Here is a 13,884-nt window from a genome sequence, read left to right as displayed (position 1 = left end):
GTACGGAAACGACCGATGCCCCGGAGACGGTGAAGTCTCCGGGGCATCGGATCCGGGTGGGCGATACTGGGTTCGAACCAGTGACCTCTTCGGTGTGAACGAAGCGCTCTCCCACTGAGCTAATCGCCCGGACGCAGGGCAAACATTACCCCATGTCAGTGCCTCCCCCGGACCGCTTCCACGGTCACTGGTCGATCTTCCAGGGCATGACGAATCCGAACTTCCACAGGTAAATGCCGGCCAGTACGGCCATGATCACCAGACCGACGGTCGTCAGGATGATGTTGCGCCGGCGCACCTTGGGATCGAGCGCTTTCTGCGCCGCCTCGGTGACCTTGCGCCGCGTCCACCGGAGCACCAGTTGTGCCCAGACGAATTCGGTCGCCCAGATCGCCATACCGCCGAAGATTATGAGCCACCCGGGACCGGGCAGCGGCAGCAGCACGACACCCACGCCGACCACCGCGAGCCCGACGACGAATACGCCGACCTGCCAGCTCATATGGAGCGTCTTCGAACCCTTGATAAAGCCCGGAGCGCGTGAGCCAAGCGCTCGCTCCGGCGGCTCCTCGGTCAATTCCCCCGTGGATTTCACTGTCGTCGGTACGACGACATCCCCCCGCTCGTCACTCTCCGCATGCATGGCTCCCAACCTACCGGACGCCGAGTCGTCACCGGAATGGCGGCATAAGTCGAAGTTAGGCACCGCTGTACGAGCTACCTGAAGGATCACAAAACAGACAGAGGGGTTTACAACGGCACCGTAGGTGGCATGTCGATTTCGCCGACGTGCGAATCCCCGAGCGCACACTGAGCGAAAGGCCCTGGCGCTTATGAACACCACGGTCAGCTGCGAGCTGCACCTGCGCCTCGTTGTATCGAGCGAGTCCTCACTGCCTGTACCCGCGGGCCTGCGGTATGACACGGCCGATCCCTATGCCGTGCACGCCACCTTCCACACCGGAGCCGAGGAGACGGTCGAGTGGGTGTTCGCCCGCGACCTTCTGGCCGAGGGGCTGCACCGGCCCACCGGCACCGGCGACGTCCGAGTCTGGCCCTCCCGCAGCCAGGGCCAGGGAGTCGTCTGCATCGCACTCAGCTCCCCTGAAGGAGAAGCCCTGCTGGAGGCCCCGGCGCGAGCCCTGGAATCCTTCCTCAAGCGAACCGATGCCGCGGTGCCACCCGGCACCGAGCATCGCCACTTCGACCTCGACACCGAGTTGTCTCACATCCTGGCCGACAGCTGAGCCAGGCCGACAGCTGCTCGGCGCCGTCCGACTCGGGGAGACGGCGCCGCGCGGACAACAGAATACGGGCGAACGACGACGCCGTCGCCGCGGAATCCACCGCGGCGACGGCGTCGCCGCGCTCGGGCCCGGATCCGCCGGACAGAACCTGGGCCTAGGATCTGCGGAACCCCGCGGGCACCGGCCCGCAGCAGGCCCGGGAGCGAATCGTGCAGGTCCCTCACGACACCCGCAACGCCCTTGAGACCGTCGTCAGTCTCGTGAACACCGTCCCCGAGGCAGACGGCACGGACGGGCTCGCCGATGTCGAGGCCCTGTACGGCTTCGCACAGGCCCATCGGATGAGCGGCGTCGGTGACCTAGGCCCCCGTGATCTGCGGGCCGTACACGACGTACGTACGCGCTTCACCGAGGTTTTCGCGGCGGACGGTCCCCGCGAGGCGTCCCGGCTGCTGAACGAGCTGGTGGCCGCCGCCGGGACGACCCCGCAGCTGACGGACCACGACGGCTACGACTGGCACGTGCACTACTTCGCGCCGGACGCGTCGATGGCCGACCATCTGGCCGCCGACTGCGGCATGGCGCTCGCGTTCATCGTGGTGGCGGGCGAACAGGAGCGGCTGCGGCGCTGCGAGGCGCCGGACTGCGGGCACGCCTTCGTCGACCTGTCGCGCAACCGCTCCCGCCGTTACTGCGACAGCCGCACCTGCGGCAACAGGCTGCATGTGGCGGCCTACCGCGCACGCCGCAAAGAAGCGGCCGGCTGAGCGTCACAGCAGGAACAGATCGTGGATCGCCGCCATCAGCAACAGGGTGCCGATCACCGTCAGAAAGATCATCAACGGCGGCTGGGAGAGCGCGAAGAGGCAACCGCGCGGCTCTTCGGTGGGTGCGGGGGTTCGGCCCCGTGAGGTATCGAGCATCGCGGGGTGATCATGACGCAGCCGAAGGTCAGCCGGACAACCAACACGCGTCCCGGTGAGGCGAGTTCGTCAGATTCCCGGTAAACGTCCAACCCCTGAGACGGTCGGGCCGCCGGAAGGGCTTCCGGTCAGATGCCGTGCTTCTTGAGGATGGCCTCGACATCGCTGAAGTCGTCGCCGGAATCGGTGCCGCCGGACTTCTTCGCCTTGGCCGGCCGCGGCTGCGCCGAGGGGGCCGTGGACGCGCCGAGTGAGGGCGCGGAGGCCGCGGGCGCGACCGCGTCACGCTGCGCCGCCCTGGCCGCGGCCTTGCGTTCCTTACGGCTGCCGACACCGGCGCGCCGCTCCACCATCCGTGTCGTCATGAACAGCAGCCACGAGAATCCGAGGAGTCCGACACCCACCCAGGCGGTCGGGCTGAACGCCTTGTCGGCGAGCCACTGGACCACCCCGGTCATCACGAGCGCGACGGGCACCAGCGAGTACGCCGCGATCCTGGTCGCCGCCAGGAAACGCTTGCGGTAGGCGGTGATCGCCGCGATGCCGAGGCCGGCAGCGGACACCGCGGAACAAATGGTCTCGGCAATCATCCGGTCCTCCAGGCGTTCGGGCCGTTGTGGGTCGTGGTCGGCTCTCTTCCATCCTGCACCCCCCGACGGGGTACGGGCCACGGTGCGGAGCCACCTCAGGGAGATCTCCGGGATCCGCCTCCTCCCCAGGTCCCGGTCGGGAGCGGGCACGGGGACCTGGAAGACTGGTCACATGAGTGACTCCCCCATCGCCGGCCCCGTCCAGCTCGACGTCTGGTGCGAGCTGGAGTGCGCCGACTGCCACACCGCCCTCGCGGACCTGCACGCGCTGCGTGCGCGCTACGGCGACCGGCTGGACATCCGCCTGCGGCACTTCCCCCTGGAGAAGCACCGCCACGCGTTCGCCGCGGCCCAGGCGGCCGAGGAGGCGGTGGAACAGGGCCAGGGCTGGCCCTACGCCGAGGCGGTCCTGGCCCGCCACCAGGAACTGGCCACCCGGGGCGAGCCGCTGCTGGTCGAGATCGCCCGCGAACTGCGCCTGGACGACGAGGAGTTCGACACCGCACTGATCGACGGCCGCCACACCCTGATCGTCGACGCGGACCAGGCCGAGGGCAAGGCGATCGGCGTGACGGGCACCCCCACGTACGTGATCGGCGGCGAACGCCTCGACGGCGGCAAGAGCCAGGAAGGCCTCCGCGAACGCATCGAGGAAATCGCGGACCGCCTGCTCGCGAAGGAATGACACCCGCTCTCCTGAAGCGGATGCCGCAGGTTGGCCTTCAGAGCAGGGGCTTGAACACGTTGTGGTGCGTGGTGACGTACCCCAGGGACTCGTAGAGGCCGATCGCCGGGGTGTTTCCCGCGAAGACGTGCAGGCCCACCGTGGGCGTGCCCCTGTCGTGGGCGATTCGTTCCGCCTGGAGCATCAGGGCGCGGCCGTAGCCGTTGCCGCGCAGGGTGTCGGGGACCTCCACCGCGAATACGTAGGGGATGACCACCCCGGGGTCGATCTCGCGGCTGCCCACCCAGATGTCGCCGACCACGGCCCCGTCGTGGACCAGGACCTCGATCGAGGTGGCCGGGGTGGACAGGCCGGCGGGCAGGAGGTGGTGGCGGCTGGACTCCGCCTTGGCCTGGGCCTGGGCCGGTGGCAGGCCGCGGTCGATCCAGCTCTGGCGGAAGCCGTCGAACGAATGCTCCTGCCAGGTCTCGTACTCCTTCTCGTCCATCGGTCTGCCGACCAGTCCTGGCGGCAGGGCCGGAGGCTCCTGGGCGAGGTCCTTGAGCATGTTCCGGCTGCGCTCCGTGTGGCCCAGGTTCGCCAGCAGCGGCAGCAGGCCATCGGCCTCGGCCGGGACGGAGGCGACCACCTGGCCGCAGCCCCAGCCCCGGAGCACCTCCTCGGCGGCCAGCGCGGCGATCGTGCCGCGACCGCGGCGCCGGTCGGCCTCGTCGATCCGCAGTTGGCGCAGGACACCGGCCGGGGTGCCGAAGGCACCGTCCATGGCGAGTTCGATCACGCCGACGGGACGGCTGTTGTCACACACCTCGTAGCCGCGTGACTTCATGCCGTCATCGGTCTGCTGAAGCGGCCCGGTCGGCCGCAGAGTCGTGGTCATCAGGGGAGTTGTACCCATCTCGCGGGCACGCGTCATCAGGTTTTACGGATCCAGGTCGCTCGCCGCGCGCTCGTCGAAGACACGCATGGCCTTGGCGGTGACGGGGCCGGGGGTGCCGGGCAGCTCGCGGCCGTCGACGCGGTGGACGGCCTGGACGTCGCGCAGCGACGACGTCACGAAGATCTCGTCGGCACGGTCCAGCACATCGAACGGCATCCGCGTCTCGTGCGCTCCGCACCACTCCACCGTCAGCGCCCGCGTGATGCCGGCCAGACAGCCCGAGGAGACGGGCGGGGTGTGCAGTTGCCCGTCCAGGACGACGAACACGTTGGAGCCCGTGCCCTCGCACAGGTCTCCGACGGTGTTGGCGAACAGCGCCTCGGAGGCGTCCTGTTCACGGGCGCGCGCGAGGGCGACGACGTTCTCGGCGTACGACGTGGTCTTGAGCCCGGTCACCGCACCGCGTTCGTTGCGCGTCCAGGGGACGGTGATCACGGCGGTGGTGTCCGGGCGGCGCTTCGTCTCCCCGACGGCCACGACCAGCGTCGGGCCGGTGTCGCCGCGGTCGGAGCCGAGCGGTGAGAGACCGCCGGTGTACGTGATGCGCAGCCGGCCCATCGGGACCGGGTTGGCGTCCAGGACCGCGGCGCACGCGGCGCGCACCTCGTCGTGGTCGGGATCGGGCAGGCCGAGACCGCGCGCCGAGCGGGTCAGCCGGTCCAGGTGCCGGGTGAGCGCGAAGGTCCGGCCCTGGACGGTCTTCACCGTCTCGAAGATTCCGTCGCCCACCGTCAGCCCGTGGTCGAGCACGGACACCTGTGCGGCATCGGCCGCCCACAGTCCGCCGTTGACCCAGATCATCATCTAGCCGGTCCTTCCCGTCGCCTCGTACACTTCCGACGCTACCGCCAGCAGCCGCGAAGCCTTGAGCTCCGTCTCCTGCCATTCACGCTCGGGGTCGGACCCCCAGGTGATGCCCGCGCCGGTGCCGAAGCGCAGGACGGGCCCGCGCAGCGGGTCACGTTCCACCCAGAACGTTCGTATCCCGACGGCGAGTTCGGCCGTGCCGCGGTCGGCGTCCACCCAGCCGACGGCGCCGCAGTACGGCCCGCGCGGGGCGGTCTCCAGCTCCTCGATGATCTTCAAAGCGCTGGATTTCGGCGCGCCGGTGACCGACCCGGGCGGGAATGTCGCGGCCAGCAGCTCCGGCCAGCCCGCGCCGTCGGCGAGTTCGCCGCGTACCGACGACACGAGGTGGACGAGGCCGGGGTGGGGCTCGACGGCGCAGAGCGCGGGCACGGTCACCGATCCGGTGGCACAGACACGGCCCAGGTCGTTGCGGACGAGGTCCACGATCATCACGTTCTCGGCGTGGTCCTTCTCCAGAAGGTCGGCGGCGGTCCGGCCGGTGCCCTTGATCGGCCCGGACTCCACGGTGCGGCCGGTGCGCCGCAGATAGAGCTCCGGGGAGGCCGTGGCGATCTCCACGCCGTGCGCGGGAAGCCGGATCGTGCCGGCGTACGGGGCGGGGTTGCCGCGCGCCAGGAGGGCGGTCAGCGCGTCGACGTCGGCCGCGGCCGGGTCGGGCAGCGGCGCCGTCAGGACCCGGCAGAGGTTCGCCTGGTACACCTCGCCGGCCGCGATGAGTTCACGCACGCGCCGTACGCCGGAGACGTACGCGGCCCGGTCGAGCGACGACGTCCAGTCGCCCGGCGCGGGGCCCTGCCACTGCCCCGGCACGGGCGGCGGCACCGGCTCGCGGCGGACGTCGCCGAACCGGGCGCAGGTCAGGCGGCCTTCGAAGTCCATGGCGACGGCCCAGAAGCCAGTGGAGTCCAGGGCTTCCGGGTCGCCGGTGACATCGCGCAGATCGGTGGCGCGGAGATCACCGAATCGGGCCAGCGGAGGAAGGTCGTGCACGATGGTGAGTCTAGGGCGGCTCGTCCGGCGGACCACGAACGTGTCACGACGGCGTCGTGAAGGTGCCGCAGCGTGAACGCACGGCAGCACGCTGCACAAACGCGTTTTTGTACTGGCCCCGTAATCCGCTAGAGTTCACCACGTCGCCGGGCCGCGCAGTAGGGGCCGGGAAACGGCACGCGGACGTAGCTCAGTTGGTAGAGCGCAACCTTGCCAAGGTTGAGGTCGCCAGTTCGAACCTGGTCGTCCGCTCGAGATGGGGGATCCTTATCCCGCCCCCGTACTCCTGGTGGAGTGGCCGAGAGGCGAGGCAACGGCCTGCAAAGCCGTCTACACGGGTTCAAATCCCGTCTCCACCTCCAAGGACGATTAGCTCAGCGGGAGAGCGCTTCCCTGACACGGAAGAGGTCACTGGTTCAATCCCAGTATCGTCCACTGGATCCATCTGGATTCCCGCGCGATTAGCTCAGCGGGAGAGCGCTTCCCTGACACGGAAGAGGTCACTGGTTCAATCCCAGTATCGCGCACGCAGTACACGCGGGGTCACCCTGCGCGATTAGCTCAGCGGGAGAGCGCTTCCCTGACACGGAAGAGGTCACTGGTTCAATCCCAGTATCGCGCACAGCCCGAAGCCCCCGGCCTTTCCCGGCCGGGGGCTTCGTCGTGTCCGGCGCTCGCTCAGGAGGAGAAGAGCATCCGGCCGAAGCCCTTCTGACGGTGGTGCCCGCCGTGGTGGCCGCCGTGCGGTGCGCCCCACGCGGGAGCCGGTGCCGCCGGCGGGGGGTAGCCGCCGGGCGCCGCGGGCGGCGGCGGGGCCTGCTGTCCCCACTGCGCCTCAAGACGGGTGAGGGACTCCAGCTCGCCGTAGTCGAGGAAGATCCCACGGCAGCCGCTGCACTGCTCTATCTGGACACCGTTGCGGTTGTAGGTATGCATCGCTGCATGACACTTGGGGCACTGCATGGATCGGCTCAGCTCCTCGCCGTTCGGTCGGCATCGCCGGAATGCCTCCCGGCGACGGTCCGTTCACCTTACGACGAGGGCCCTGGCGTCAACTCCGTTGGGAGTGTGGCAATTCGGGCACAGCTCTCGATCATCGTCTCCTCCACCTCGTCCAGGTCACGGCCCTGCTCGGCCGACTTGGCGACGGCCAGGGCGGCGGTCTGGACGGTGAGGACGCGGGCGGGGATGTCGAGCCGGGGCCAGGGGTCGCCATCGGGCGGTACGGCGGGGCCGCCCGCCGACCGGTAGGCGCCGAGGAAGCGCCGCCACTCGTCGGGGGCCAGCAGTCCGGCGGCGTACCAGGCGGCCGGGCGGGCCAAGTCCCAGGCGGCGTCGCCGAGTCCGAGGTCGTCCACGTCGATCAGCAGCCAGGGGCCGTCCGGTACGGGGTGCCGTACGAGCTGGCCGAGGTGCAGGTCCCCGTGGCAGAGCGAGCCGCCCTCGGGGGCGGGCGCCTCGCCCCTGGCCCAGGCGGGCAGCCCCGCCCAGGCGCGCTCCACGTCGGTGCCGGCCGGGTGGCGTCCGGCGGTTCGCATCCGGGAGAGGGCCTGGGCGGCCTTGAGGGGGCCGCGCGTGGGCGGGACGGCCAACGGCGCGAGAGTGGCGGGCGCCACCGCGTGCAGCCGGGCCAGCAGCGTCGCCGCCGCCTCCCAGGGCGCGTCGTCGGGGCGGTCGGGGTCGACGGGGGCGCCGTAGGGCCAGGCGGTGACGGGCCGGCCGGCGAACTGCGGGGTGGCCGCCGGGAGCGGCGCGAGCAGGATGCCCGCGAGCAGCGGATGAGCGGCGACGGCGAGCCGGGCGCGGTGGCCTGCCGGGTCGGTGGCGGGCGCGTGCGCCTTGGCGACGGCGGACTCGTGCCGTACGACAGTGGCGTCCGGCCGGTCGGCCAGGACGGTCTCGGCACCCCCGCAGGCGCGGCAGGGCCCCTGGGGGACGGCAAAGGGGCCCGCGTCCGGGTGGGCGGCGTGACGGGCGGCGGCGGTGAGCGCGCGGACGACGGAGGGGGCGGGACCCGTGGTGCCGGTCGCGGATGTGGTCACGGTGTTGTCTGTCCCCCGGTGCGGTGTGTTCCAGCCGGGCAGCTTACGCCGGGGACCCTTCGACGAGGGATCCCACGGGCGATCCGGAACGCGTCCGGACAGCGCGATGGCCGGTCAGCTCCCCAGCTGACCGGCCAAACGCTGCCGTCCGCCGCACCCCCGTCCCCACGGGGTTGTTGGCCGGATGTCTACGATTCGGGCCGCTCTCCCGAACCTGGGGCGCCGCTCAGCGCCCCAGCATCACGCCCACGGACGACGCTTGTGTGACCACTGCTTCCCAGCCGCCGAAGACGACGACCAGCAGGGCCGCGAGAGGGAGGACCATGGCTGTGGCCACCAGGGGGTGGCGCGGACCGGAACTCCGCCCGCCGAACGCGTCGAATGCCCTGCGTCCCTGCGTGCGGGTCATCGCTCGCGATGCCGTGTCGGCCATGGTCCTTCTCCCGTCGAGTCTGGCAGCGGCGAGTGTCTGACCTCGGGGGACGAGTGCTCCACCCGCCGCTTGACAACAACATTAGGCAAGCGCCGTGCCTGGGTCGTCATGCCCGCGTACCGATTGCCGGGCCTCCCGGAGGATGACCGGTACCCCCGCCGCGTACTCCCCTGGGTGGAGAGGGGGGCTCAGGCCTTGGGGTCTTCCCTGAGGGGACGCTCCGAGAGGTCCTCCCTGGGGACCGGCTGCTCCACCAGAGCGAGTACGCGCGTGGCCATGAAGCGCGCCGTGCGCACCACCGAGCCGTTGCGGGTGACTTCACTCACTTCCACCACTCCTCGACGCACCGCCGTCTCCACCCGGCGGCCTGCCCGACTTGCCACGACTTCGTACGTACGCGTCGTGTCACCCGCGTCCACCACTATCTCCACGCGGTCACCCTTCATTGATCCAATCCCCCTTCTGCGACCGACCTTTGAGATCTCGCACGGGCCCGACGACCTTGGATCCACGGTCCCCTGACCACCTTTCAAGTTTCTCACCCAGCACTGACAATCGATCCGTCCGCGAGGGCGCGGCCTATGAGCGCCCCGGGGCGCGGGTACGTAAGCTGTGCCACGTCACACGGACGACCGGGCAGCGGGGATGGACATGGCGATGATGCGGCTCCGGCGCGAGGACCCGCGTGTCGTCGGTTCGTTCAGGCTTCACCGACGGCTGGGCCAGGGGGGCATGGGCGTCGTCTATCTGGGTTCGGACCGGCGCGGGCAGCGGGTCGCGCTGAAGGTGATCAGGCCCGATCTCGCCGAGGATCAGGAGTTCCGCTCGCGGTTCGCGCGCGAGGTCTCGGCGGCCCGGCGGATTCGCGGGGGCTGTACGGCACGGCTGGTGGCCGCCGATCTCGACGCGGACCGGCCGTGGTTCGCGACCCAGTACGTGCCGGGGCCCTCGCTGCACGACAAGGTGGCCGAGGACGGGCCGCTGTCCGCCGCCGAGGTCGCCTCCGTAGGAGCGGCGCTCTCCGAGGGGCTGCTCGCGGTGCACGAGGCGGGGGTCGTCCACCGCGATCTGAAGCCGTCGAACATCCTGCTCTCCCCCAAGGGCCCGCGCATCATCGACTTCGGGATCGCCTGGGCGACAGGGGCGAGCACGCTCACGCACGTCGGTACGGCGGTGGGATCGCCCGGCTTCCTGGCGCCCGAGCAGGTACGCGGCGCGGCGGTCACCCCGTCCACCGACGTCTTCGCGCTGGGCGCGACGCTGGCCTATGCCGCGACGGCCGACTCGCCCTTCGGGCACGGCAGTTCGGAGGTCATGCTCTACCGGGTGGTGCACGAGGAGGCACAGCTGTACGGGGTGCCGGACGCGCTGGCGCCGCTGGTGCGGGCCTGTCTGGCAAAGGACCCCGAGGAGCGGCCGAGCACGCTCCAGCTGTCGATGCGGCTGAAGGAGATCGCGGCGCGGGAGGCACAGGGGCTGCCGGACGGACGGCCGCCCGTGCAGCGGGAGCGGAACGGGCACGACGTGGCGACGGGCCGGATCCCGGAGCGTACGGCGCGGATGCCGCAGCGGACGGATCGGACGGATCGGGTCGAGCGGTCGGACCGGTCCACCCAGGGTCGTACGGCGGGCGGGTCGGACTCCCGTGCGCAGGGCTCCCGTGGTTCGGCGCCCCGCACGGGTGGCGGCGGGCGTGCGCCGAGGCCCGGTGACGGTTCGCGTACGGGTTCACGTACCGGCGGCCGCCAGGGCAGCAGGCCCGGTGCACGTACGACGTCGGGTGGACGCGGCGGGCGCAGGCCGGCCAATCCGCGCCTGCTGCGGCAGCGGTTGATCGTGTTCGTGGTGGTGACGCTGGTCGTCGCGCTGGGGATCGCCGCGGCACAGCAGTTGTAGGAGCCGGTCAGGCCCGCGGCCGCGTCATGCAGAAGGCGACGGCCGAGGTGGCGCTGACGAAACATCGCGCAATGGAAGCCTTTCGCGCATTATTATTGCGCGCAGGAAGTCCTTCACGTAATTCTTTGCAATCGTGTGCTGTGCCAACTGCCCTAACGTTGCTCCCCAACCAGTGGACGACGAGAGGCAAGACATGACGACAGTTCCGGGTGCGCGCCAGGCCGAGAGTTCCCCTCAGTCAACGGAGGAATTCTGGGGCAGCGCGCGGCGTCATTTGATCCGCTACGGTCCGGCCGGCTTCATCCCGTCGATCATCGAACGTGCGGATGGCTGTTTCCTGTATGACGAGAGCGGACGCGCCATTCTCGACTTCACGTCCGGGCAGATGAGCTCTCTGTTGGGCCATTCCCACCCGGCAGTCGTGGAGACCGTGTCGCGATCGATCGCCACACTGGACCATCTGTTCAGCGGAATGCTGAGTCGCCCGCTCGTCGACCTGGCCGAAGCGCTGTCGCGCACGCTTCCCGAGGCGTTGAGCAAGACCATGATTCTCAGTACCGGTGGCGAGTCGAATGAAGCCGCCATCAAGATGGCCAAGCTCTACACGCAGAAGCACGAGATCGTCTCATTCGATCAGTCTTATCATGGTTCCACGCACGCGGCCGGGGCGGCGACCTACAGCCTGTCTCGCGCGGGATACGGTCCCCTCGCCCCGGGGAATCTCATCATCCCCACCCCGAACCCGTATCGCTCGGTGTTCAGGGACGAGGAGGGAGCGCATGACTGGGAGGCCGAGCTGGACTTCGGATTCGCTATGGTCGACCGTCAGTCCGTAGGCAGTTTGGCGGCCTTCATCGCCGAGCCCATCCTCGGCACCGGAGGACTGATCGCCCCTCCCGACGGATACTTCGCCGCCCTGCGAAAGAAGTGCGACGAGCGCGGCATGCTCCTCATCATCGACGAGGCACAGACCGGCCTGTGCCGCACCGGTGACTGGTACGCGTTCCAACACCAGGGAATCGTTCCGGACATCCTTACCCTGTCCAAGACCTTGGGTGCGGGTCTGCCGGTGTCGGCGGTGGTCACCACCGAGGAGATCGAAGCCACGTGCAGTGACCGAAGGTTCATGTTCACGACGACCCACGTCTCCGACCCCCTGGCCGCGGCTGTGGGCCTGACGGTCGTCCAGACGCTCGAAGAAGAAAAGTTCGACGCCACCGCGCGCCGGCTCGGCGAGCGACTGCGACAGGGACTCCTGGACCTTCAGAACCGGCACGAGCGCATCGGGGACGTTCGTGGCCGGGGCCTGTTTCAGGGCATCGAGCTCGTCATGGACAGGGAAACGAAAGAACCGGCGGACAACTTCGGCACCGCGGTCACGGCGGCCTGCTTCGAGCTCGGCCTGCACCTCAACATCGCCCAGATGCCCGGCGTCAACAGCATCCTGCGCATCGCACCCCCGCTGACGATCCCTGAGGCTGCCCTCGACTCGGGGCTGGCGATTCTCGACGAAGCGCTCACGATTGCCCGGAAACGCGGATAGCCGTGCGAGCGGTCCCGGATGAATGTGCGTCGTCAGGTCGCGCGAGCTCGCGAGGGAATGTCGGACTTGATGAGCAACATCGGGAACCGCGAATGGAGCCTGCCGAAGCCTGGCAACGTCAGGAGCTTGGTGGTCATGAACAGCTCGTATGCGGCAAGATCCCTCGTCGCGACCAGCACCTCGAAGTCCGGCGAGCCGAACATGCGCCGCGCCTCGATCACCTCTGTGTAGGAGATCAGCTCCGACTCGAACCGCTTGGTGGTGGCGGGCGATTGATTCTCGAGCTCGATGTCCACCAGTACCTCGAATCCGCGACCGACGGCCGATGGTGCGAAACTCGCGTGGTAGCCGGTGATGATGCCTTCGTCCTCAAGGCGCTTGACGCGTCGTAGGCACGGCGAGGGCGTCAGCCCGACAGCATCGGCCAGTTCGAGGTTGGACTGCCGACAGTTACGTCTGAGTTGATCAATTATTGCGCGATCGATCCCGTCCATTGGCGAACTATGCCACGAAGACGCCAGTCCACCAAGCAATCAGCTGGATATCAGGAGGGACCGATGTGAGCAACAGCCTCAACTTCGGTTCCTCCACCACACATGCAGCGCCCACTGCCTCACCGAACGCGGCTGGTAGGCCGCGGCAGGGACCCATCTTCCTTCAGGCAACAGTGGCTCAGAAGACGAACGCATCGAGGTATCGAGGTATCGAACATGACGAAGTTCCCGACACTGGACCCTGAGCTCGCGGCTGCCGTCGCGACGATCCCCTATCTCGACATCTCGGATGTCGCCGCAGCGCGCGAGCTGAACAGCACACTGTCCGAGCCCGCGCTGGCGGCCCTGTCGTACGACGGGGTGGACGTCTCCGAGGTCTCGGCCCCGGGCCTGGGCGATGCTCCCGATGTCCCGATCCGGCTGCTGAGACCTGCGGGCGTACGTGGTGAGCTTCCCGTCGTGCTCGCGATGCATGGCGGCGGTTTCGTGCTCGGGCGTGCGCAGGACTACGAGTACTTCTGTCTGGACGTCGTCCGGGAGCTGGGGATCGCGGTGGCCAACGTGGAGTACCGCCTCGCGCCGGAGACGCCGTTCCCCGGTCCGCTGGACGACTGCTACGCCGCCTTGAGCTATGTCCACGCCAACAGCGAGAAGCTGGGGATCGACCCGGCCCGTATCGCCGTGGGTGGCTCAAGTGCCGGCGGGGGACTTGCCGCCGGAACGGTCCTGAAGGCGCGCGACGAAGGTGGCGCCCCGATCGCGTTCCAGTACCTGGTCAGCCCCGCGCTTGACGATCGTCTCAGCACTCCGTCGTCGATCCAGTTCGTCGACACACCTGTGGTGAACCGCCGCACCGGGGTCCTGTCCTGGCAGCACTACCTCGGTGGTGACTACACCGGGCCGGACGATCCCGATGTCTCCGTCTACGCGGCGCCCGGACGCGCCGTCGACCTGTCCGGTCTGCCGCCGACCTACATCGTCGCGATGGAACTCGATCCGCTGCGCGACGAGAACATCCAGTACGCGCTCCGCCTGCTCCAAGCAGGCGTCAGCGTGGAGTTGCACTCCCATCCCGGCGCATTCCACGGGTCGACTGAGCTTGCGCCTCTCGCCAAGAGCAGCGTCAGGGCTCAGCGGGAGATCATCGATGCGTTGGGCCGAGGGTTGCGAGCCAGGACACCGACGTCATGGACATCTCCCTAAGAGCTCGAAGAAGAACAACATGCGGGCGCAC

At 69.2% G+C, this 13,884-nt stretch carries 17 protein-coding genes and 6 tRNA genes; 11 read left to right on the top strand and 12 right to left on the bottom strand.

Annotated features, from left to right (window positions below; all coding sequences use genetic code 11):
• Window positions 1-57: 57 nt before the first annotated feature.
• Together OIE74_RS32010 and OIE74_RS32005 are read right to left on the bottom strand one after the other, a co-directional pair.
• Window positions 58-129: transfer RNA gene (locus tag OIE74_RS32010), tRNA-Val, on the bottom strand.
• A 55-nt stretch (window positions 130-184) separates the two neighbouring features.
• Window positions 185-643 carry a TIGR02611 family protein gene (locus tag OIE74_RS32005; protein ID WP_329389848.1) on the bottom strand — a complete coding sequence of 153 codons (459 nt, stop codon included), beginning with the start codon at window positions 641-643 and terminating at the stop codon, window positions 185-187.
• A gap of 190 nt (window positions 644-833) precedes the next feature.
• On the opposite strand from OIE74_RS32005, the gene OIE74_RS32000 reads away from it, so the two are divergent.
• Complete coding sequence (locus OIE74_RS32000; protein WP_078078286.1) at window positions 834-1,247, top strand: SsgA family sporulation/cell division regulator; 414 nt, start codon at window positions 834-836, stop codon at window positions 1,245-1,247.
• A 209-nt stretch (window positions 1,248-1,456) separates the two neighbouring features.
• The gene (locus OIE74_RS31995; protein ID WP_329389847.1) at window positions 1,457-2,014 is read left to right on the top strand and encodes a CGNR zinc finger domain-containing protein; all 558 of its coding nucleotides are present in this window, start codon (window positions 1,457-1,459) and stop codon (window positions 2,012-2,014) included.
• A 3-nt stretch (window positions 2,015-2,017) separates the two neighbouring features.
• On the opposite strand, the gene OIE74_RS31990 is transcribed toward OIE74_RS31995, so the two are convergent.
• Together OIE74_RS31990 and OIE74_RS31985 are read right to left on the bottom strand one after the other, a co-directional pair.
• Window positions 2,018-2,170, bottom strand: coding sequence for a hypothetical protein (locus OIE74_RS31990; RefSeq protein WP_189109258.1), 153 nt, complete (start codon window positions 2,168-2,170; stop codon window positions 2,018-2,020).
• A 128-nt stretch (window positions 2,171-2,298) separates the two neighbouring features.
• Window positions 2,299-2,760: a hypothetical protein gene (locus tag OIE74_RS31985; RefSeq protein ID WP_329389844.1), complete on the bottom strand. Its 462-nt coding sequence runs from the start codon at window positions 2,758-2,760 to the stop codon at window positions 2,299-2,301.
• Window positions 2,761-2,932: 172 nt separating this feature from the next.
• On the opposite strand from OIE74_RS31985, the gene OIE74_RS31980 reads away from it, so the two are divergent.
• Window positions 2,933-3,445, top strand: a complete 513-nt coding sequence (locus OIE74_RS31980; protein ID WP_329389842.1) for a DsbA family protein — start codon at window positions 2,933-2,935, stop codon at window positions 3,443-3,445.
• A gap of 37 nt (window positions 3,446-3,482) precedes the next feature.
• On the opposite strand, the gene OIE74_RS31975 is transcribed toward OIE74_RS31980, so the two are convergent.
• From OIE74_RS31975 to OIE74_RS31965, 3 genes are read right to left on the bottom strand one after another with little or no spacing between them, the layout of a single operon-like run.
• On the bottom strand, window positions 3,483-4,322 hold the full coding sequence (locus OIE74_RS31975) for a GNAT family N-acetyltransferase (RefSeq protein ID WP_329389840.1): 840 nt from the start codon (window positions 4,320-4,322) through the stop codon (window positions 3,483-3,485).
• A 42-nt stretch (window positions 4,323-4,364) separates the two neighbouring features.
• Complete coding sequence (locus OIE74_RS31970; protein WP_329389838.1) at window positions 4,365-5,186, bottom strand: aminotransferase class IV; 822 nt, start codon at window positions 5,184-5,186, stop codon at window positions 4,365-4,367.
• Window positions 5,187-6,242 (bottom strand): chorismate-binding protein, encoded by a 1,056-nt coding sequence (locus OIE74_RS31965; protein WP_329389836.1) that lies wholly within the window; start codon window positions 6,240-6,242, stop codon window positions 5,187-5,189. It abuts the gene before it with no gap.
• Between the two features lie 179 nt (window positions 6,243-6,421).
• On the opposite strand from OIE74_RS31965, the gene OIE74_RS31960 reads away from it, so the two are divergent.
• The 5 genes from OIE74_RS31960 to OIE74_RS31940 all read left to right on the top strand — a co-directional run bounded on the left by OIE74_RS31960 (window position 6,422) and on the right by OIE74_RS31940 (window position 6,864).
• A tRNA-Gly gene (locus tag OIE74_RS31960) sits at window positions 6,422-6,494 on the top strand.
• 36 nt (window positions 6,495-6,530) lie between these two features.
• Window positions 6,531-6,604: transfer RNA gene (locus OIE74_RS31955), tRNA-Cys, on the top strand.
• A 1-nt stretch (window position 6,605) separates the two neighbouring features.
• Window positions 6,606-6,677, top strand: a tRNA-Val gene (locus OIE74_RS31950).
• A 20-nt stretch (window positions 6,678-6,697) separates the two neighbouring features.
• Window positions 6,698-6,769 (top strand) — tRNA-Val (locus OIE74_RS31945).
• A gap of 23 nt (window positions 6,770-6,792) precedes the next feature.
• A tRNA-Val gene (locus tag OIE74_RS31940) sits at window positions 6,793-6,864 on the top strand.
• Window positions 6,865-6,920: 56 nt separating this feature from the next.
• Here OIE74_RS31940 and OIE74_RS31935 read toward each other — a convergent pair.
• From OIE74_RS31935 to OIE74_RS31920, 4 genes are all read right to left on the bottom strand, one after another.
• Entirely contained in the window at window positions 6,921-7,205 is a 285-nt protein-coding gene (locus OIE74_RS31935) for a TFIIB-type zinc ribbon-containing protein (protein ID WP_329389835.1), read from the bottom strand.
• Window positions 7,206-7,273: 68 nt separating this feature from the next.
• The gene (locus tag OIE74_RS31930) at window positions 7,274-8,284 is read right to left on the bottom strand and encodes a phosphotransferase family protein (protein WP_329389833.1); all 1,011 of its coding nucleotides are present in this window, start codon (window positions 8,282-8,284) and stop codon (window positions 7,274-7,276) included.
• 226 nt (window positions 8,285-8,510) lie between these two features.
• On the bottom strand, window positions 8,511-8,717 hold the full coding sequence (locus OIE74_RS31925; protein WP_329389831.1) for a hypothetical protein: 207 nt from the start codon (window positions 8,715-8,717) through the stop codon (window positions 8,511-8,513).
• Between the two features lie 188 nt (window positions 8,718-8,905).
• Window positions 8,906-9,163: a hypothetical protein gene (locus OIE74_RS31920; protein ID WP_329389828.1), complete on the bottom strand. Its 258-nt coding sequence runs from the start codon at window positions 9,161-9,163 to the stop codon at window positions 8,906-8,908.
• A gap of 205 nt (window positions 9,164-9,368) precedes the next feature.
• Between OIE74_RS31920 and OIE74_RS31915 the strand changes: the two genes are divergently transcribed.
• Together OIE74_RS31915 and OIE74_RS31910 are read left to right on the top strand one after the other, a co-directional pair.
• Entirely contained in the window at window positions 9,369-10,613 is a 1,245-nt protein-coding gene (locus OIE74_RS31915) for a serine/threonine-protein kinase (RefSeq protein WP_329392525.1), read from the top strand.
• Between the two features lie 193 nt (window positions 10,614-10,806).
• Entirely contained in the window at window positions 10,807-12,156 is a 1,350-nt protein-coding gene (locus OIE74_RS31910; RefSeq protein WP_329389826.1) for an aspartate aminotransferase family protein, read from the top strand.
• Window positions 12,157-12,188: 32 nt separating this feature from the next.
• On the opposite strand, the gene OIE74_RS31905 is transcribed toward OIE74_RS31910, so the two are convergent.
• The gene (locus tag OIE74_RS31905) at window positions 12,189-12,650 is read right to left on the bottom strand and encodes an Lrp/AsnC family transcriptional regulator (protein ID WP_329389824.1); all 462 of its coding nucleotides are present in this window, start codon (window positions 12,648-12,650) and stop codon (window positions 12,189-12,191) included.
• Between the two features lie 216 nt (window positions 12,651-12,866).
• Between OIE74_RS31905 and OIE74_RS31900 the strand changes: the two genes are divergently transcribed.
• Window positions 12,867-13,853 (top strand): alpha/beta hydrolase, encoded by a 987-nt coding sequence (locus OIE74_RS31900; RefSeq protein ID WP_329389822.1) that lies wholly within the window; start codon window positions 12,867-12,869, stop codon window positions 13,851-13,853.
• Window positions 13,854-13,884: the final 31 nt, after the last annotated feature.

Source organism: Streptomyces sp. NBC_01716, assembly GCF_036248275.1.
Lineage (GTDB): Bacteria > Actinomycetota > Actinomycetes > Streptomycetales > Streptomycetaceae > Streptomyces.
This window is presented reverse-complemented; position numbering and strand designations above follow the sequence as displayed.

Coding starts and splice junctions, on each gene's coding strand:
- OIE74_RS32005 (WP_329389848.1), bottom strand. CDS start 643: ATGCATGCGGAGAGTGACGAGCGGGGGGATGTCGTCGTACCGACGACA.
- OIE74_RS31920 (WP_329389828.1), bottom strand. CDS start 9,163: ATGAAGGGTGACCGCGTGGAGATAGTGGTGGACGCGGGTGACACGACG.
- OIE74_RS31970 (WP_329389838.1), bottom strand. CDS start 5,186: ATGATGATCTGGGTCAACGGCGGACTGTGGGCGGCCGATGCCGCACAG.
- OIE74_RS31980 (WP_329389842.1), top strand. CDS start 2,933: ATGAGTGACTCCCCCATCGCCGGCCCCGTCCAGCTCGACGTCTGGTGC.
- OIE74_RS31900 (WP_329389822.1), top strand. CDS start 12,867: ATGACGAAGTTCCCGACACTGGACCCTGAGCTCGCGGCTGCCGTCGCG.
- OIE74_RS31990 (WP_189109258.1), bottom strand. CDS start 2,170: ATGCTCGATACCTCACGGGGCCGAACCCCCGCACCCACCGAAGAGCCG.
- OIE74_RS32000 (WP_078078286.1), top strand. CDS start 834: ATGAACACCACGGTCAGCTGCGAGCTGCACCTGCGCCTCGTTGTATCG.
- OIE74_RS31910 (WP_329389826.1), top strand. CDS start 10,807: ATGACGACAGTTCCGGGTGCGCGCCAGGCCGAGAGTTCCCCTCAGTCA.
- OIE74_RS31975 (WP_329389840.1), bottom strand. CDS start 4,322: ATGACCACGACTCTGCGGCCGACCGGGCCGCTTCAGCAGACCGATGAC.
- OIE74_RS31935 (WP_329389835.1), bottom strand. CDS start 7,205: ATGCAGTGCCCCAAGTGTCATGCAGCGATGCATACCTACAACCGCAAC.
- OIE74_RS31985 (WP_329389844.1), bottom strand. CDS start 2,760: ATGATTGCCGAGACCATTTGTTCCGCGGTGTCCGCTGCCGGCCTCGGC.
- OIE74_RS31915 (WP_329392525.1), top strand. CDS start 9,369: ATGGCGATGATGCGGCTCCGGCGCGAGGACCCGCGTGTCGTCGGTTCG.
- OIE74_RS31905 (WP_329389824.1), bottom strand. CDS start 12,650: ATGGACGGGATCGATCGCGCAATAATTGATCAACTCAGACGTAACTGT.
- OIE74_RS31925 (WP_329389831.1), bottom strand. CDS start 8,717: ATGGCCGACACGGCATCGCGAGCGATGACCCGCACGCAGGGACGCAGG.